General features: G+C 43.9%; 15 protein-coding genes and 1 pseudogene. 5 read left to right on the top strand and 11 right to left on the bottom strand.

Features of this window, described 5'->3' with window-relative positions; genetic code table 11:
- Window positions 1–12 precede the first annotated feature (12 nt).
- A pseudogene (locus GPLA_RS21375) lies at window positions 13–1314 on the top strand (AMP-binding protein); the annotation flags it as partial.
- 19 nt (window positions 1315–1333) lie between these two features.
- Here GPLA_RS21375 and GPLA_RS21380 read toward each other — a convergent pair.
- The gene (locus GPLA_RS21380; RefSeq protein ID WP_007107118.1) at window positions 1334–1969 is read right to left on the bottom strand and encodes a TetR/AcrR family transcriptional regulator; all 636 of its coding nucleotides are present in this window, start codon (window positions 1967–1969) and stop codon (window positions 1334–1336) included.
- A gap of 143 nt (window positions 1970–2112) precedes the next feature.
- Between GPLA_RS21380 and GPLA_RS21385 the strand changes: the two genes are divergently transcribed.
- Together GPLA_RS21385 and GPLA_RS21390 are read left to right on the top strand one after the other, a co-directional pair.
- Window positions 2113–2973: a crotonase/enoyl-CoA hydratase family protein gene (locus tag GPLA_RS21385; RefSeq protein WP_007107119.1), complete on the top strand. Its 861-nt coding sequence runs from the start codon at window positions 2113–2115 to the stop codon at window positions 2971–2973.
- A 33-nt stretch (window positions 2974–3006) separates the two neighbouring features.
- Window positions 3007–5055 carry an NADPH-dependent 2,4-dienoyl-CoA reductase gene (locus tag GPLA_RS21390; RefSeq protein ID WP_007107120.1) on the top strand — a complete coding sequence of 683 codons (2049 nt, stop codon included), beginning with the start codon at window positions 3007–3009 and terminating at the stop codon, window positions 5053–5055.
- 148 nt (window positions 5056–5203) lie between these two features.
- Here the strand turns inward: GPLA_RS21390 and GPLA_RS21395 are convergent, their stop codons facing one another.
- Complete coding sequence (locus GPLA_RS21395) at window positions 5204–6085, bottom strand: LysR family transcriptional regulator (RefSeq protein ID WP_007107121.1); 882 nt, start codon at window positions 6083–6085, stop codon at window positions 5204–5206.
- Window positions 6086–6238: 153 nt separating this feature from the next.
- Between GPLA_RS21395 and GPLA_RS21400 the strand changes: the two genes are divergently transcribed.
- Complete coding sequence (locus GPLA_RS21400; RefSeq protein ID WP_040515653.1) at window positions 6239–7216, top strand: aldo/keto reductase; 978 nt, start codon at window positions 6239–6241, stop codon at window positions 7214–7216.
- Between the two features lie 142 nt (window positions 7217–7358).
- Here the strand turns inward: GPLA_RS21400 and GPLA_RS21405 are convergent, their stop codons facing one another.
- Window positions 7359–8720 (bottom strand): Na+/H+ antiporter NhaC family protein, encoded by a 1362-nt coding sequence (locus tag GPLA_RS21405; protein ID WP_007107123.1) that lies wholly within the window; start codon window positions 8718–8720, stop codon window positions 7359–7361.
- Window positions 8721–9191: 471 nt separating this feature from the next.
- Between GPLA_RS21405 and GPLA_RS21410 the strand changes: the two genes are divergently transcribed.
- Window positions 9192–10475 carry a cation:proton antiporter gene (locus tag GPLA_RS21410; RefSeq protein ID WP_007107124.1) on the top strand — a complete coding sequence of 428 codons (1284 nt, stop codon included), beginning with the start codon at window positions 9192–9194 and terminating at the stop codon, window positions 10473–10475.
- Between the two features lie 213 nt (window positions 10476–10688).
- Here the strand turns inward: GPLA_RS21410 and GPLA_RS21415 are convergent, their stop codons facing one another.
- From GPLA_RS21415 to GPLA_RS21445, 8 genes are all read right to left on the bottom strand, one after another.
- A complete protein-coding gene (locus GPLA_RS21415) occupies window positions 10689–12035 on the bottom strand; it encodes a choice-of-anchor I family protein (RefSeq protein WP_226993170.1) in 1347 nt (448 codons plus the stop codon).
- Window positions 12001–12558 (bottom strand): hypothetical protein, encoded by a 558-nt coding sequence (locus GPLA_RS24380; RefSeq protein ID WP_226993171.1) that lies wholly within the window; start codon window positions 12556–12558, stop codon window positions 12001–12003. The genes GPLA_RS21415 and GPLA_RS24380 overlap by 35 nt, the downstream gene beginning before the upstream one ends.
- 185 nt (window positions 12559–12743) lie before the next feature.
- On the bottom strand, window positions 12744–13112 hold the full coding sequence (locus GPLA_RS21420; RefSeq protein ID WP_040515656.1) for a YacL family protein: 369 nt from the start codon (window positions 13110–13112) through the stop codon (window positions 12744–12746).
- Window positions 13113–13138: 26 nt separating this feature from the next.
- The gene (locus GPLA_RS21425) at window positions 13139–13633 is read right to left on the bottom strand and encodes a M48 metallopeptidase family protein (RefSeq protein ID WP_007107126.1); all 495 of its coding nucleotides are present in this window, start codon (window positions 13631–13633) and stop codon (window positions 13139–13141) included.
- A 10-nt stretch (window positions 13634–13643) separates the two neighbouring features.
- Window positions 13644–13979 (bottom strand): VF530 family protein, encoded by a 336-nt coding sequence (locus tag GPLA_RS21430; protein ID WP_007107127.1) that lies wholly within the window; start codon window positions 13977–13979, stop codon window positions 13644–13646.
- A 91-nt stretch (window positions 13980–14070) separates the two neighbouring features.
- Window positions 14071–15600 (bottom strand): SpoVR family protein, encoded by a 1530-nt coding sequence (locus GPLA_RS21435; protein ID WP_007107128.1) that lies wholly within the window; start codon window positions 15598–15600, stop codon window positions 14071–14073.
- A 1-nt stretch (window position 15601) separates the two neighbouring features.
- Complete coding sequence (locus GPLA_RS21440) at window positions 15602–16885, bottom strand: YeaH/YhbH family protein (RefSeq protein WP_007107129.1); 1284 nt, start codon at window positions 16883–16885, stop codon at window positions 15602–15604.
- A 71-nt stretch (window positions 16886–16956) separates the two neighbouring features.
- Window positions 16957–18879 (bottom strand): PrkA family serine protein kinase, encoded by a 1923-nt coding sequence (locus GPLA_RS21445; RefSeq protein ID WP_007107130.1) that lies wholly within the window; start codon window positions 18877–18879, stop codon window positions 16957–16959.
- Window positions 18880–19013 lie beyond the last annotated feature (134 nt).

Here is a 19013-nt window from a genome sequence, read left to right on the forward strand (position 1 = left end):
AGGTGATTGGTATTAATGCCGATACTGGTCGATAGCGGAGCAAAGGTTCTGTTGGGTCATAGTGACCTGTTAGCGACGTTCGATGCGCCATTACCACCTGACATTTCTACCTTGGTGATCGATACACCAGACGTGGTAAAAGAGCGCTATACGCTGGTAGATAACCTCGCGCGTCCTGAGTCGGCTAATTGGCAAAATTTGCGTTCCTTGCTGGCAGCTACCAAGGAGATTGATGCACCTACTCAGCGATTTAGGGGCATGTTCTCCTATACTTCTGGCAGTACTGGTCGACCGAAGGGTATTAAGCGCGAATACAACGAAGATAGACCCGATCCCTACACAGTATTTGCAGGCCTTGCTAGAGCATTAATGCAACTGGAAAGTGGTGACCGATTCTACATAGCCGCACCCCTTTACCATAGTGCTCCCCATGCACTGACATTGAGCTGCTTAGCAGCAGGTGATGTTGAGGTGTTCATTGAAGCTAAATTTGATCCCGAGCGCTTTTTAGCCGACGTGCAAAAACACAAAATCACCCATACCTATATTGTGCCCACTATGATGATCCGCTTGTTAAAGTTACCGCAAAGTGTGCGCGACAAGTACGACGTATCAAGTTTACGCTATGCATTATCCACAGGTTCTTCTTGGCCGGTTGAGGTTAAGCAGGGGATGATCGAGTGGTTTGGCTCTATCTTTTTTGAATCTTATGGGGCCAGTGAACTTGGCTTTATGACATTAATTTCCTCCACTGAGGCACTGCAGAAACCGGGATCGGTAGGCAAAGTTGTTCCAGGTGGCTCGCTCATGATCCTCGACGATAATATGCAACCACTTCCGACAGGTGAATCTGGGGCAATATACGTTTACCTGCCGATGTTTGGTCCATTCAAATATACCAACACGGAGGGCACGTTAGAGGGATTACATCATCAAAACCACACTACATTAGGTGATGTGGGATATGTGGATGAAGAGGGGTATCTATATATCAATGATCGCAAGAAAGACATGATCATTTCCGGCGGAGCAAATATATTCCCTGCCGAAATTGAGGCTGTGCTGATCGAAATGCCGCAAATTGTCGACTGCGCTATTTTTGGTGCACCCCATGCTGAATTTGGCGAAATGGTAGTTGTAGCCGTGCAATGCAGTCAAGACGAAACGTTGTCGATGGAGCAAGTTAATGCATTCTTAGATGGGAAAATTGCCCGTTTTAAGTGGCCCAAAAAGTTAGATTTGCATCTTGCATTACCACGAGAAGACAGCGGAAAAATATTCAAGCAACGTTTGAAAGCCGCTTATATTGAATAGCAATCGGCGGTTGGCCTGTTTACTCTCGTGTAAACAGGTTCACAGCGCAGGTACACATTTCATCTATGTGGCTGCGGTCAGCGTAAATGCCGTCTATGAGCAAGCGTGCAATACCGTGCATGGTGCCCCAAGTGACTTGCGCAAGTCGAAGTGTATCTTCTTCTACTGGCATCAAGCCTTGTTCTTGCCATTTTTTGGTCATTTCTACTTGGCGTTGAAAGCTCGGATAAGCGATATCACGCAGATCATTGGTCGCGCTGTTTTGTTTCCATATAGTGCGACCAAACATCAAGTCGTACATTTCAGGGTTTTCAGCAGCATAACCAATGTAGCCCTGAAAAAACTGATGATACTTTTGTTTTGTCGTCAGGCCGTTTTGAGAAAAAATTTGCTCAGCATTGTTATGCCAGTGCTCAAATCCTTCTTCGGCTATGGCACAAAGCAGTTCATTTTTATCTTTAAAGTGATGATAGGGGGCCGTTCTAGAGACCCCAACGCGGTCGGCCAACTTGCGTAAAGATAAGCCTTCAATCCCGCTTTCACTTAACATGGCTTTAGCCGCTTCTAACAAGCTAGAGCGCAGATCACCGTGATGATAACTACTTTTATTGGCAGTCATATTTTGTGTTGATTTTTTAGATGATATTTTTTGCATAAGCTGGAATTTAGCACACATCTTGACAGCGTCAAAATAAGACTTTATCTTGACGTTGTCTAGTTTGATTGCTGATGGGCGTGAGGACGGTTTGTAACACACGCTAACTAGCAACCTTAAATCTGTAACTAATGGAGAATAACGTGTCTGATTTAGATTTTTCAACGCTGGAAACCTTAAGTGTCACGATTGACCAGCATATCGCCCATATTCAATTGTCACGCCCTGAGGCGTTGAACAGCATGATCCCAATTTTCTGGCATGAGTTACCTGCCACAGTGCGAAAAATTGATGAGCAATCAGCTGCTCGAGTAATTGTGATTTCATCTCAAGGTAAACATTTTAGTGCCGGGATGGACTTATCTGTATTCACTCAAATGGGTAAGGACTTTGTGGGCGAGCCCGCGCGACGTGGTGAGCGTATGCGTCGTATGGTACTGGAACTACAAGATAGCTTTAACGCACTAGAGTCAGTGCGTATGCCTGTGCTGGTGGCGATGCAAGGTGGTGTGATTGGTGGAGCAGTTGACATGGTGTGCGCTGCAGATAGCCGTTATTGCACAGCGGACACCTTTTTCACGATTAAAGAAACTGAAATTGGTATGACCGCTGACGTTGGCACCTTACAGCGTTTACCGCATCTTATCCCTCAAGGTTTGGTACGCGAGCTTGCTTACACAGGCCGTAACATGGGAGCCGTTGAAGCAAAAGAATGTGGCTTCGTGAATCAAGTGTTTGCTGATCAGCAGAGCTTGCTCGAGGGCGTAATGAAGATCGCAGCAAAAATTGCTAGCCACTCTCCTCTTGCCGTGACGGGCTGTAAGGAAATGATCAATTACACCCGAGATCATACCGTCGCTGATGCGTTGAACTACATGGCTGTATGGCAAACCGGTATGTTTCAGATGCCTGATATTCAAGAAGCCATGTCTGCGGCTAAAGAACAACGCAAACCCGTATACGAAGAGTTACATAACAAAATCAGTGGTATGCAGCGTAAATAAGCGCTGTTACAGCATAAAACAGGACCAAATTATATGACTACAACAACAGCAAACACCTCTGGCGTTAGTGTTTTTCCGAACCTTCTAAAACCTTTGGATTTAGGGTTTACCAGCTTAAAAAACCGCGTATTGATGGGCTCGATGCACACAGGATTAGAAGAGGCGCCTAACGGACACGAGCGCATGGCAGCATTTTTTGCTGAGCGTGCCCGTGGTGGTGTTGGCCTAATTATTACAGGGGGCATTGGCCCCAACGATGAAGGTGCAACACATCAAAATACCAAGCGCTTAAGCAATGATGCTGAAGTGGCCAATCACAAGATGATAACCGATGCCGTACACAACGAAGGTGGCAAGATATGTATGCAAATTCTGCACACAGGCCGCTACGCTTATAACCCAAATTTAGTTGCGCCATCATCTGTTCAAGCACCGATTAATCCATTCAAGCCTAAAGCACTTGATGACGCGGGCATTGAAAAGCAAATCGAAGATTTTATTTTCACCTCGACACAAGCGCAAAAAGCGGGTTATGACGGTGTGGAAATCATGGGATCTGAAGGTTACTTTTTGAATCAATTTATTGCTGCGCGCACCAATCAGCGAGACGATTCGTGGGGAGGTAGCTACGAGAACCGGATCAAATTACCCTTAGAAGTCGTGCGCAGAGTACGTGAAGCTGTTGGTGAACATTTCATTATTATCTACCGTTTATCGATGTTAGATCTGGTTGAAGGAGGCTCAACATATGACGAAGTAGTTGAGCTGGGCAAAGCGATAGAAAAAGCCGGCGCGACTATTATTAATACAGGGATCGGTTGGCACGAAGCGCGTATTCCTACTATCGCGACTAAGGTGCCTCGAGCAGCATTTACTTGGGTGACGGCTAAATTCCGTGAGTCATTGTCTATTCCTGTGATTACATCCAATCGGATCAATACCCCGGAAGTGGCAGAACAAGTTTTAGCGCGCGGTGACGCGGATATGGTGTCTATGGCACGACCATTTTTGGCTGATCCTGATTTTGTGATCAAGGCAATTGAAAACCGCTCGGATGAAATTAATACCTGTATCGGTTGTAACCAAGCGTGTTTGGATCATGTGTTTGAAGGAAAAATGACCAGCTGCTTGGTCAATCCTCGTGCATGTCACGAAACCGAGTTAAACATTGAACCGGCGCAAACACCTAAACGTATTGCCGTTATTGGTGCCGGTCCTGCCGGCCTTGCTGCAGCCAAAACTGCAGCAGAGCGTGGCCATTCAGTTACCTTGTATGATTCAGCCGATGAGTTAGGCGGGCAATTTAATATTGCTAAGCAAGTACCGGGTAAAGAAGAGTTTTACGAAACGATCCGTTATTTTAAACGTCAACTCGAGTTGCACAATGTCACGGTTAAGTTAAATACGCGTGTCAGTGCCAGCGATTTAAATGCCAGTGATTTTGACGATGTCATTGTAGCCACGGGAATTGAGCCACGCACACCGCCAATTGAAGGTATTGAGCATCCTAAAGTGATGACGTATATCGATGTGATTAAATCCCACAAACCAGTGGGTAAAAAAGTGGCAGTTATTGGGGCTGGTGGGATTGGCTTTGATGTATCTGAGTTTCTATCTCACTCTGGTGAATCGACCAGCTTGAATATTCCTGCCTTTATGAAAGAGTGGGGTATTGATATGACGTTCTCTTCTCGTGGTGGCATTGAAGGGATGAAAGCACAACCAGCACGTTCTCCTCGTGAAGTTTTCTTACTACAACGTAAGACCACGAAAGTAGGAGCAGGCTTAGGTAAAACGACAGGTTGGGCTCATCGGGCTGGTTTACTTAGCAAAGGCGTAAGCATGATTGCCGGCTGTGAATACCTAAAAATTGACGATGACGGCATTCATATAAGAGTGAATGATGAGGTGCAAGTACTTGACGTTGATAACGTGATTATCTGCGCAGGGCAAGAACCGTTGCGAGAGTTGGTGGAAGGGCTTACTAAACCACACCATTTGATCGGCGGGGCGGATGTGGCCGCAGAGCTTGATGCTAAGCGTGCTATCGATCAAGGTACACGTTTGGCTGCGATGCTTTAGCCCAGCGAAAAACGCTAGGACATTGCAAACGGTTTGAGTTTAAGTAAACGAGATGCAATGCAGATGACCAAAAAAGCCCATTATCTAACACGATAATGGGCTTTTTTATTTTGTAAACGTGACCATTTATGCTGATGGTTGCGACTGCTTAGGCATTGATATCGAAATATTGCTTGGTGAATTGAATGAAGGTTTTAAGCCTAGCAGACTGATGAATTAATTGAGGATGGATAAGGTATATCGCAAAATCCGCACGTTGCGTTTCAGCTAATACTGGTATGAGTTTACCTGTGGTGATTTCTCGGTCTACTAGGTATTCGGGTACCAGGATGAGTCCTTTGTCGTCCAAAGCGTGATGCTTGAGAATAAGGTTATCGTTTACGGCAATGGGGCCTTTGACTTCAACTTTATACCCGGAAATTTGCCACATTGCGGTTAAGGTTCGACTTAAACACACATGTTTAGCGAGATCAGGAACACTTTCGGGCATACCATTTTCAGCTAAGTACCGTGGACTGGCGCAACACACATGTCGATAGTCAAACAGCTTTTTAGCAACCATATTCTGTGGCGGGGACTGGGTCGCTCTAAAAGCCAAATCAAAGTCGTTTTGGGCCAAATCATAAGGAGTGTAACTACAGTCGACACTGACTTTTATAGCGGGGTAAATTTTCTGAAATTTATTACAAATATCTAATACAAAACGCTGGGCAAATTGACTGGGGGCAGTTAAGCGTAGGGTCCCTTCAAGGGCATCATTATCGTGGCGTACTTCACGCTCAAGCTCGAGTATTGAGCTTTTTATTTGATTCATTCCTGCCAGTAATTGGGTGCCTTCCTCCGTTAGCGTCACGTTACGTGTAGAGCGAATGAACAAATACTTGCCTAAATCTTGTTCAAGCTTACGAATTTGCTCAGACAAATAGCCTCGGGAAATCGCAAGAGTCTGTGCCGCTCGCGTAAAGCTTAATTGTTTAGCAACTTCACTAAATAAAATTAAGCGTTCAAATTTTTTATGTTCACGACTCATAGTGGCAAATCTACATAGTTGGTAGGGCAAATATTTTAACGTTGCATTGTTCGTTATATCAAACAATGTTTTCAGTAACTCGCGCTACTCCTTTGGCTTTAACGCTTTACACTGTGTGCAAATGAACTTCACATTATGTTTTAAGGTCTGCACATGTCACATATCTCTCTACCGTTAGCTACTTATTTACCCAACGTAAGTGCACTTGCATATGGATGCATGGGATTAGGGGGCGGCTGGGATGCAAAACCTGTCTCTAGGGCGAACATAGCTCAAGCCAATGATTGTGTGAATACCGCGTTGGAATCAGGTATAAATTTTTTCGATCACGCAGATATATATACCTTGGGTAAAGCTGAGCAAGTGTTCGGTGAAGTGCTTGCACAGCGACCAGAACTGCGCAAGCGCATCTATATTCAATCAAAATGCGGCATTCGATTTTCCGATGATCAGGGACCAAAACGATATGACTTATCTGCTGACTGGATCCGTGAATCTGTGGAGGGGAGTCTGCGTCGTTTAAATACGGATTATCTCGATGTGCTGATGCTGCATAGACCGGATCCACTGATGCAAGCTGAAGAAATTGCCCGAGTTTTTGATGAATTACGCAGCGCGGGCAAGGTGCATTATTTTGGCGTATCAAACATGCATCATCATCAAATCGCCTATTTGCAACAAGCGCTAGACGCACCGCTGGTGGCCAATCAAATTGAAGCCAGTTTGCTTAAACAGGACTGGATAGATGAGGGGGTTTATGCAGGTAACAGTGATGGGCAGGACATTAACTTCAATGCCGGAACGTTAGAATATTGCCGCAGGGAACACATGCAGTTGCAAAGCTGGGGCAGTTTAGCCCAAGGTTTGTATTCAGGGCGCGCTGTGAGTGATAAATCAGAGGCGGTAATACGCACCAGCGTATTGGTTGCTAAACTCGCCGCGGCGTATAACGTTAGCCCGGAAGCTATCGTTCTCGCGTGGTTAATACGGCATCCTGCAAACATTCAACCTGTCATTGGTAGCACAGATTGTGGCCGGATCGCGGGGGCGAGTCAGGCGGGGAATATCACGCTTAGCCGTGAACATTGGTACGCATTATATGAAAGTGCTAAAGGCATGGAACTACCATAACGTCGCGCTCTTAACCGAATGACAAAATGAAGAACATATGATGACCTTTGCACAATGCATTGAAAATAATGAACAAGGTGCTGGCGCGCAATAACCGACAGTAAATCGCGGCTGGGGTAACGAATAGCTAAGGTGAATTCATTTAAACGTTTCGTTGACTTTGTTGGTTTTGAACACCAGCTTGCTTAGCACCCCAAATCAAACTCAATACGGTAACTGCAGCTAAGATAAAGCAATAAAAAGAATAAGGAATAATTTCTACCGGTGACAATGAAAACGTTGCACCTATTATGAGTAGCTGTCCACCATAGGGGATCAATCCCTGTACCACACAAGCGAAAATATCTAATAGGCTGGCGCTTCGTTTAGGCTCTATTCCTCCTTGTTCGGCTAAGGCTTTAGCTGTGCTTCCAGCCACTATGATCGATACGGTATTATTGGCAATACATATGTTTAATGCACTGATAAGCACCGCAATGCCTAATGAATTACCGATTTTAAGGGGCAATGCGAGTGCGCGGATGACCTTGCTGATCGTCGCCAGTAAAAAGTCTATACCTCCTTGCTGGCGCATAAGTTCAGATAAGCCCCCAAGCATCAGCGATAAAATCATGATTTCCTGCATTTGCCCAAAACCAGTGTAGATGTCTTGTCCCACGGTAATAACCTGATAATCAGATACACTCACCCCTATGATGGCACTAGACAGAATACCGATGATTAATACCGCAAATACGTTTAAGCCCGCGACAGCTAAAACTAAAATCAGTAGATAGGGAAGGGCGAGTAACCAGTTTGCTCCTTGAGGAACAGTTGCTTCACCTGACTCGCCCATTATCACCAGCAGCACGATGACAATGAGTGCCGCAGGCAATGCTAAATGCAAGTTTGCTTTAAATTTATCTCGCATTTCGCAACCTTGGGTACGTGTTGCTGCAATCGTGGTATCAGAGATGATAGAGAGGTTGTCACCGAATATGGCACCGCTGACCAATACACCTGCCACTAATGCGGGCTCAATCCCTGTCGCTTGAGCAACACCTAAACCAACCGGACCAAGGGCAGCAAGTGTACCCATTGATGTGCCCATTGCCGTGGCAATAAAACCAGCAATCAAAAATAAACCGGGCAAGATAAACTGAGCGGGAATAACACTAAGACCTAGGCTAACGGTGGCGTCTACACCACCTGTGGCTTTTGCCACTGCAGAAAAGGCCCCTGCGAGCAAGTAAATAAAGCACATAGTAATGATATTGCTATGCCCAGCTCCTTCTATATAACGGGCAATGGTTTCGGTCAGAGATTCCCGAGATAACAATACCGCCAAAATAACCGCAGGTAACAAAGCTGAAGGAGAAGGCAGTTGATAGAACGCATATTCGACTCCTTGGGTTTGGTAATAAAAGCCGACACCTAAAAACAGAACCAAAAAGGTCAGTAACGGCAGGAGCGCGAGTTTGGCGGATGTCGAAGATGAGTGCGACAAGGATATCGGTGTTTGCATAATGTTACCATGGACGTTTAGACGTCTAAAATTCTATATGTCTGAATGAAAATAGCAAGTCTAGTTCGTCTAAAGTCGCTAACGTGGTAAACGCATTGCGCGTACAAAGTATGATGATCGTCAAATTGGCAGGGAGTATTAGTCATTGTCGCCTGCAATATAAGGTGTTTATATCCACTAGGTCAATTCGTTGTTAATCAACTTCATGTATTAGCTTGGAAGATATAACATATTGAATTTAATCTTTATTATTTATCATTGTTACAAAGGTAAATAATATATCCGTTACATTCCATAACACTTTATGCAAAGGTGTTAACAGCTGACCTTAAAGCCTTGGCGTATTATCGCCCCGTCGAATTTTGCAACTAACTTTTTCTTTTACGTTTAGTACGCTTGAGTTTTTCTCCTCAGCGAATCTGCAATCACGTCGACACACCCCATTAGTCAATTTTATTAATAGGAACGTCCATGGACGCTTGGTATCTCATTTGTTTCTTAGGGGCATTGGCTGTCCTTATCGCTTTTACAAATCAATTTGTCTTGAAGTTGCAAACGACTATTGCCATTACAACGGGCTCGGTGGTGATTTCGTTATTGTTAATTTTGGCAGTAAAGTTGCTGGGGGACGAATCGGCGCTAGCCTTGATAAACATCGTTGGCAGCTTGAATTTCAATCAATTATTATTGAATGGTATGTTGGGCTTCCTGCTCTTTGCCGGTGCAATGGAAATAGATCTAAAAGCACTGCGGCGCCAGCGCTGGGAAATTACGATTTTAGTGTTATTTTCCACCGTGCTTTCAACTGTACTTGTGGGATACGCAAGTCATTGGATAATGAGCCAGTTTGGCTGGGACGTGCCACTTATTTATTGTTTACTGTTTGGTGCCTTAATTAGCCCTACGGATCCGATTGCGGTATTGGCCATTATCAAACAAATGAACGCGCCAAAAAATATCTCAATACAAGTGGAAGGTGAGTCATTGTTCAATGATGGCGTTGGGTTAGTCATATTCTCCACTTTGTTTGCAGTGGCATTTAGCAATGTGGATCCTACGTTTGGCAGTGTTGCAGAGTTATTTTTGGTGGAAGCTATAGGTGGAATATTATTCGGTTTGGTGTTGGCCGTCATCGCCCATTTTCTGATTATTCATAGTACTGACATGAATATTCGCTTACTCGTAACACTAACCATTCCATCTGCTGGATATGCATTAGCGATATTGATGCATGTGTCAGGAGCGTTAGCTATGGTTATGTGCGGTATTTTCATCGGCAATGTTACTCGTTCAAAGTCAGCCTCTTTGTCGCGAATATCCAGTATTCGCTATGTAAAAAACTTTTGGCACGCCACTGACAGCTTTCTTAACGCGTTGCTCTTTCTTCTTATTGGCATGTTAATCGTCAGTATGTCGCTTACGCTGGATGAGTTAGCGATAGGCTTATGCATGATCCCTGCAGTGTTACTCGCTCGCTTTATTAGTGTCGGTGCTCCGTATCTGGTATTCCGTCAATTTCGGCGGTACGACTTGAATTCAGTACGTATTCTAACATGGGGCGGATTGCGCGGAGGCTTGGCTCTTGCTATGGCTGCGTCAATTCCAAACGATACCGTACTCGCCAATGGACACAACCTGCATAATTTAATGGTTATTGTCACTTATATAGTGGTGATTTTCTCAATTGTTGTACAAGGACTGACAATCTCCCCCTTGATTAAAAAAAGTATCGCGGCGGGCAAAGCAGAACTTTAATATTAATCGTGGGGCGGACGTAGCATCCCGACGCAAGGTATTATTTTAAAACTCATTGTTTTCACTGGTTCATTTTGTCTAGCGCGAGTGTTTTCATCAGTAAGGGCGGTTTTAATCTAATTTTTAGGAATATAGGGTAATGGTAAGGCAAGAGATAAAACGCCTGGGCAGAAAATATCCGGCAAGGCGCTCATCTGTTTCTTTGGTAAATGGCTACTTTTCTTTTACCTGATAAATAGTCACGGTTCCACTAACTTCATTCCCAATAATCAATAAGGCGTTGCCATTTGGGCTGTCGGCCGGGGCAACAAATTGAATGCTTTCCGGCCCTAAGTCGCCAGATTGCGCGACTTCACTACAATCCATGCCTTGTGCTTCATCACATGGGTTTACTAAGTCGTCGTCTAACTCAAAGCGGGTAGAGAAATCACGGTTGTTATAGTGCGCTACAAAGGCCACATTGAATGGATTTGTTACATCATAAGTAAAAAGGTCACCAGAGCGCTCCTGTGCAATAAACGCATACATTCTGCCTTCAATTTCACCCACAGCAATCGCTTCAGGCTCACCGCCCTTGTCATCTGAGCGATTATCACCGTTGTTTTCAGTGTGGGCACTGTTGAAATTATTTCCCAAAATAGCGGCGGAAATTTTACCAAAGTCATCGCCCGAGTCATAAACAAGGTTAATGTTCTGGTCCCAGATCGAAAACGAACGGGCACCATAGGCGTATAAGGCCTCAAACTCACCGTTGTTGTCCGCATCACCCAGAGCAGTGGTGACTTTCAAGCGTCCAAGCCCGTCTTTTGCACCATTTGCGTCATATGCTGCTTGTAGGCTAGGGGAAAGCATCATATTCAGTTCGTCTTCATCGATAATATCGGCAATCCGAACTTCTTCTGAGTAGGCGGCATAATCACGGGAATCCCCTTCATTTGCCGATAAAATGAAAGTCGCATCGTTCCATTGATAAGATGCGATGGTGTCAGGTTGATACATTCCGTATAGCCCTTCGGCGTTGCTAAACGCTGGAATTTCATCTTTGTTGCTGAAGTCTAACTGATACGTGCCCCAATCTTTAAAACCAAGGGCACGTACTTCTACGGTCAGCGTTGTTAAATCGAGAATACCGATGGCGTTACTTTCTTGCAGAGACACATAAGCTGTTTGGCCGTCAGGTGCGTAGGTAATGTATTCTGGTTCTAATTCCTCGGCGACTGTCATCCCATCGGGACCAGCGAATTTGATGCCTGCTGCTTTTAGCAAGGCCATGCGCTTGGCGTCGCTATCGTAATCTTCTTCGTTCAAGGTGTCGTTACTGAATACCATGTCAGTAGTGAAGTTAATGGTTTGAGCTGTATCTGTTGGCGTACCGTTTGTCAAAGTGATCATCGATACGCTGCCTTCAGGGTCAAGGTTATAATCGGTATCGGGCTCTCCTTCGTTAGCCACTAACACATTGCTTCCATCTGGACTGAACGCCACCATGTCGGGTAAGGACCCTGCAGCAACAGCTTTGATGAAACTACCTTGACCTGTGGCATCTAAACGAAAAAACAAGCACCGCACCTGGACTGGTTTTAACACTAGCTTCAGCAGCTATCGCCAACACATCATCATAGATGGCAATAGAGTTTGCGGCGCCAAGCATAATGGTTTGATTTGCTCCGGCAGCATCTTTCACTATCACACTGTCAGCAAAAGTAAAGGCGCTAGACTGTAAACTGGCATCAGAAAAAGGATTGGCAACGGGCGCAGTGGTCAAGCCTGAGAGATCAATTACTTCAATTTGGTTCAGTGCAGAATTAATAGCAAACGCACTATTTGACGCTTTATGAAACTGCACAATTTCAGCGGCGCTTTTACCGAATACCTCTATGCCGCCGGCAGTAAAACGGCCCACTACTTCTATACTAAGTTCCCGAGGCAAGTTTTGGCCATCGACACCATTAGCGCCGTTTGTACCGTCAACGCCTGATGCACCTTCGTTCCCATCATCTCCATCCGAGGCACAGCTTGATAATGTGAAGACCATGGCCACGCTAAGTAAGCTTAGTTTTAAAGTATTTTTAAGTGGTTGCACTGAATAATTCCGCTATGTCATGTTTTAAATTAGTTGTGCAACTTAAAGTTATTGTGTGACTTTTTAACGACAAACAAATGAACAAATTATGACGGGAGGTAAGCAGATCAAAATTGGGGCAAATTAAAAAGTTAAATAGTGATCAGGTCGCATCGAAATTTGACGCTGGGTCTAACAGCAGGGAGTTAAAGTCTGCCGATAAAATTTTCCCAAGACAATAACACGCTTTTGAAGTCGGCCAGTCCACAGCCAGAGATAGATTCTTGATCATATAGCTCAGTGTCTTCGGGAATATCGAACTCTTCTTGTCCCCGAGTGATTGCGGCATACACTTCAATTTCATCGCGGTTCAGATCCATATTAAATTCCTGGCCCTGCAATGCATAGTGTTCAATGTTTTTCGTTTCTAACAGTTCAATTATATCCAGAAGATGTGCGATTTTCTGACGATCTCGTCCTAGTTCTTCACTAAACCACAAGCCGAGGATTTCGGCGCCCATCTCAAAAATTGCCACGGGTTCGGCCCGGTCATTTCTAATAAATTGATAATCCATAGGGTTATGCGTCCAATGAGTGATAGCTAAAAAAGGTCGCCATGGGCTTCGATTTGGGTGAGGTAAACTCGTAAGTCAAACTCTAGTTGGTGGTAGTTAGGCAACATGTGTAAACATAGTTGATAGAAAGCCTTATTGTGATCTTTCTCTTTCAAATGCGCCAATTCGTGAACCACGATCATATTTAAAAATGGCTCAGGAACCCGTTTGAATAACGTACTAACACGGAGCTCATTTTTGCTTTTGAGCTTGCCACCTTGTACGCGAGATACATAAGTGTGAAGTCCTAATGCGTGATTCACTACGTGAATTTTAGGATCAAACGCGACCTTGCTTAAAGGGGCTGACTTACGCATGTAACGATTTTTTAACGTCATCACATATTCGCGCAGGGCATTGTCGTTTGCTACTTCATGCACTGTGGGATAGTTTGCGCGTATATAATCACTCAGTTTATTTTCAACGAGCAGTTGTTCAATCTTAATTTGCAGGTGCGTTGGATATGCCGCTAAATACTTCATCGTAGTGCGATTATTGGTCTGTTGACTTTTTAGGTTCAGGCCAGACAAATTCAGCAGAGGATGATGTGTTTGAAATTGATTTTTCTGCTGGGATGACGTGTTTAGCTGCAGTCGCAGCTTTAGTCGAGGCGCTATGTTGGGTATTTAAGTACAGTTCCTCAACTTTACTGCGTGCCCATGGAGTTTTACGTAAAAATTTTAAGCTCGATTTAACGCTTGGGTCGCTTGAAAAGCAATTAATTTTAACCTGCCGGTGCATCTGCTCCCAGCCTAGCTTTTCAACCAGCGTCTCCACAATAAGTTGTAAGGTTAAGCCGTGTAATGGATTGTTTTTCTGAATTGTCATACCGGTCACATCTGAAATTTTTAATTACGCGCATATCGCATCTGTCGTTACGCTTACTTTGGATAGCCAGAACACCACATATTACAGTGTTTTAAGGGGCTTCGAACGAACCTAAGGGTTGCTCAGGATAAGTGGCGAGCAACTGACGTTTACCCCGTTCATCCACTTGCTCTAATTTAACAGAAAATCCCCACAAATGATGTAAGTGCTGCAGGACTTTGTGATGGCTATCGGCTAGTGGGATACCCTGTTGGGGGATATACGAAAGGGTAAGGGAACGATCACCACGGGAATCGACCTCATAAACCTGTATATTCGGTTCAATATTACTCAAGTTATATTGGGCCGATAGCTTTTCTCGAATGGCCTGATAACCACTTTCGTCATGAATGGCTGATACGCCCAAGTAGGAGTTACGTTCATCATCTTCTATTGCAAAGAATTTAAAATCACGCATCAGTTTTGGTGACAAAAACTGGCTAATAAAACTCTCGTCCTTAAAATTTTGCATGGCAAAATGTACTGTTTCTAACCAATCTTTACCGGCAATTTGCGGGAACCAGACCTTGTCTTCTTCTGTGGGTGATTGGCATATACGTTTAATGTCCATAAACATATTAAACCCCAAAGCATAAGGGTTTAATCCTGAATAGTTGGGGTGGTTATAGGCGGGTTGAGCAACGACATTGGTATGGCTATGTAAAAATTCTAGCATGAATTTATCACTGACTTTGCGTTCGTCGTAAAGGTGGTTGAGTATATGGTAATGCCAGAAGCAGGCCCAACCTTCATTCATTACTTGAGTTTGCTTTTGCGGGTAAAAATACTGAGATGTTTTGCGCACAATACGCACCAACTCACGTTGCCAAGACTCCAGCAATGGAGCATTTTTTTCAATGAAATACAGTAGGTTTTCTTGAGGCTCAGCAGGAAAGCGCTGTTTGTCTTGGTGATCCTTGGTTTCTGACTTAGGCACAGTGCGCCATAAATCGTTGATTTGGGACTGGATATGCTGCTCACGGGCCTGTTGACGTTCTCGTTCTTTTTGTAAGGATATTTTTTGTGGGCGCTTGTAGCGATCTACGCCAAAATTCATCAATGCATGACAAGAGTCCAGCACGTTTTCTACTTCGCTCACACCATACTTTTGCTCACATTGAGTGACGTAATTTTTGGCGAACAGCAAATAATTGATAATTGAACTGGCGTCGGTCCATGCTTTGAAAAGGTAATTGTTTTTAAAAAAAGAATTGTGTCCATAACAGGCATGGGCAATGACTAACGCCTGCATAGTCATGGTATTTTCTTCCATTAAGTAGGCGATGCATGGATCGGAATTGATGACGATTTCATAGGCCAACCCCATTTGCCCACGACGATAATGCTGCTCTGACTGGATGAATTTCTTGCCGTATGACCAGTGAGCATAATTGACTGGCATACCAATACTGGCGTAAGCATCCATCATATGCTCTGCAGTAATAATCTCAATTTGGTTGGGATAAATGTCTAGACCGTATAGTTTGGCAACGCGGTCAATTTCCTGTTCGTATTGGGTTAATAGTTCGAACGTCCAGTCAGGGCCGTCATTCAGGGTGTGTGTGTGTTGGCATTTTTGCACCTTATGACACTCCTTGAGGTTGTTGAACACTGAGATCAAATAGCTCACGAAATACGGGGTAGATATCATCAACATTAATAATGTGTTTTATGGCGAAATTAGTGTGCGTTTCTGTCAGTTTTTGATAGTCGTACCACAACCTTTGGTGCGGGCGATTTGTTATTTCTACGTAAGCAAAGTAGCGTATTACGGGCAGTAAATTTTGTTGTAGAAGTCGAGTGCAAATGGTGCAGTCATCAGTCCAATTGTCGCCATCTGATGCTTGGGCAGCGTAAATATTCCATTCATTACTTGGGTAGCGTTGAGCAATAATATCTTTCATGAGTATTAATGCACTGGATACGATCGTACCGCCCGTTTCTGTGGAGTAGAAAAATTCTTGCTCATCTACTTCTTTGGCTTGGGTATGATGATGAATGTAGACTACATCCACATCTTTATAGGTACGGCTCAAAAAAAGATACAGTAATATATAAAAGCGTTTGGCTTTGTCTTTTGTCGCTTGATCCATTGAGCCTGATACATCCATTAGGCAAAACATCACTGCCTTACTTGAGGGAATAGGGCGCTTTTGATAGTTACGAAAACGCAGATCGAAGGTATCGATAAACGGTACACGAGCGATGGCTTTTTCTAACGCTTCTATGTCATTTTTTAATTGAGCAATGCGTATCTGATCAGGGATTTGTCCGGCAAGTAACTCTGCCAGCTGGGTGTGTAATTTAGCTAATTCTGCTTTCTTGCCAGCCGTTAAGGCAATCCGTCTAGCGACAGAGCCTTTTAACGAACGTACAACATCTAAATTACTGGGTACGCCATCAGATACGAATCCAGCACGGTAACTCTCGTACTGGACGATTTTTGCTTGTTGATTCTTTTGCAGGTTGGGCAAAACGAGACCTTCGAAGAGTAAATCTAAATACTCGTCTTTTGATATTTGAAACACAAAATCATCTTGCCCTTCACCACCGTCGCTCGCATTACTGCCAGCACCCTGTCCGCCTCCTTCGTCAGGGCGCTTAATTTGGTCACCGGTATTAAATTGATCGTTGCCAGGATGCACGATACTACGCTTTCCCCCTTTACCCGTATGAAATATGGGCTCAGAGATATCCCGGCTAGAAATACCAATTTTTTCGCCGCTGTTGATGTCAGTCACACTGCGTTTGTTAATCGAATCAGATACCGCCTTTTTTATCTGCTCCTTGTAACGGCGCAAAAATCGCTGCCGATTAACCGTGCTTTTGCCTTTTCCGTTGAGTCGTCGATCAATAAAATGGGCCATACTGCTTTACCTCAATGGGTGCCACCGGACGTATCATAATATACAGAATACTTAGGGTTGAAATCATTGAATTAAGAGGACTTTCTAACCCGTAAATACCATTCACATAACAACCTCACTTGTTTTTGGGTATAGCCTTTTTCAGCCATACGTTGCACGAAGTCATCGTGTTTTTTCTCATCTTCATTGGAGCCTTTTTTGTTGAATGAAATAACCGGTAATAAATCTTCTGTGTTGGAGAACATTTTTTTCTCGATCACGGAGCGCAGTTTTTCATAGCTGGTCCAACTTGGATTTTTCCCTTTGTTGTTGGCCCTTGCGCGTAAGACAAAATTAACAATTTCATTGCGAAAATCTTTGGGGTTACTTATTCCCGCTGTTTTTTCAATTTTCTCCAACTCTGTGTTTAAGGCTTCCCTGTCGAATAGCTGACCTGTTTCCGGATCGCGATATTCCTGATCTTGGATCCAAAAATCGGCATAAACGACATAGCGATCGAACAGGTTTTGGCCGTACTCAGAATAGGACTCTAAGTATGCAGTTTGAATTTCCTTGCCGATAAATTCGACGTATTTAGGGATCAAGAAGCCTTTTAAATGTTCTTTGTATTTATCCGCTAATTCAGTGGGAAATTGTTCTCGCTCAATCTGGCGTTCAAGTACGTAAAATAAATGTACCGGATTGGCTGCCAACTCATGTTGATCAAAGTTGAACACTCTGGATAAAATCTTAAACGCAAAACGAGTCGATAAGCCTTGCATACCTTCGTCCACGCCAGCGTAGTCTCGATACTCCTGATAAGACTTCGCTTTGGGATCTGTGTCTTTTAGACTTTCGCCGTCGTAGACCCGCATTTTGGAATATATACTCGAATTTTCGGGTTCTTTAAGGCGCGATAACACACTAAACTGCGCCAAGGTTTCTAAGGTGTCTGGGGCGCATGAAGCCCCTAATAGCTCACTATTATCAATGAGTTTGCGGTAAATTTGTATTTCTTCAGAGACCCGTAAACAATAGGGCACGTTAACTATATATACCCGATCCAGAAAAGCTTCATTATTTTTATTATTGCGGAACGTTTGCCATTCAGACTCGTTAGAGTGAGCAAGGATCACGCCCTCAAACGGTAAAGCGGATAAACCTTCTGTTGAGTTGTAATTCCCTTCCTGGGTAGCTGTCAATAACGGATGCAGTACCTTAATAGGTGCTTTGAACATCTCAACAAACTCCATCAAGCCTTGATTAGCACGGCACAAGGCGCCAGAGTAACTGTAAGCATCCGGATCATTTTGGGCAAAATGTTCTAATCGTCTGATATCCACTTTGCCCACTAACGCTGAGATATCTTGATTGTTTTCATCCCCTGGTTCCGTTTTAGCAATGGCAATTTGATCCAGAATCGATGGATGTAATTTGATAACTTTAAACTGACGTATATCACCGTTGTATTCATGCAGGCGCTTGCGCGCCCAAGGTGACATCACGGTTTTAAGGTAGCGCTGTGGAATGCCGTACTCGTCAAGCAGCAGACGACCATCTTCATTTACATCAAACAAACTCAAAGGATGATCGTTTACAGGGGAGTCTTTTAAGACGTAAATAGGTTGTTGTTGCATCAACTCTTTGAGTTTTTCAGCTAATGAAGATTTGCCGCCGCCCACCGGACCTAACAGGTAAAGTATTTGTTTTTTCTCTTCAAGACCTTGGGCGGCATGGCGTAAATATGAAACGATTTGTTCGATGGCGTCTTCCATGCCATAAAAACCATCAAAAGCCGGGTAGCGAGAAATAACACGATTTGAAAATATGCGGCTTAACGAGGCATCTTTTGATGTATCTAACATCTGTGGCTCGCCTATCGCTTTGAGTAATCGTTCTGCAGCGTTGGCATACGCTGAGTTTTCTGTTTTACATATCTCCAGAAACTCATCGATGGTTAATTCTTCTTCCTTACGTGCTTCATACCTGGATTGATATTGCTCTAAAATTCCCATAACTAAACCTCACATATAGAAAATTTTCCAACCTGTACTTGTAAGGTTAGACCGTAATTTAGATTTATATGTTGCAGATTTAGAATAATATTTGCTAGATGAAGGAAAATTTTGAATATTCAGCACTATTAACA

It is taken from the genome of Paraglaciecola polaris LMG 21857, from assembly GCF_000315055.1.
GTDB classification, from domain to species: domain Bacteria; phylum Pseudomonadota; class Gammaproteobacteria; order Enterobacterales; family Alteromonadaceae; genus Paraglaciecola; species Paraglaciecola polaris.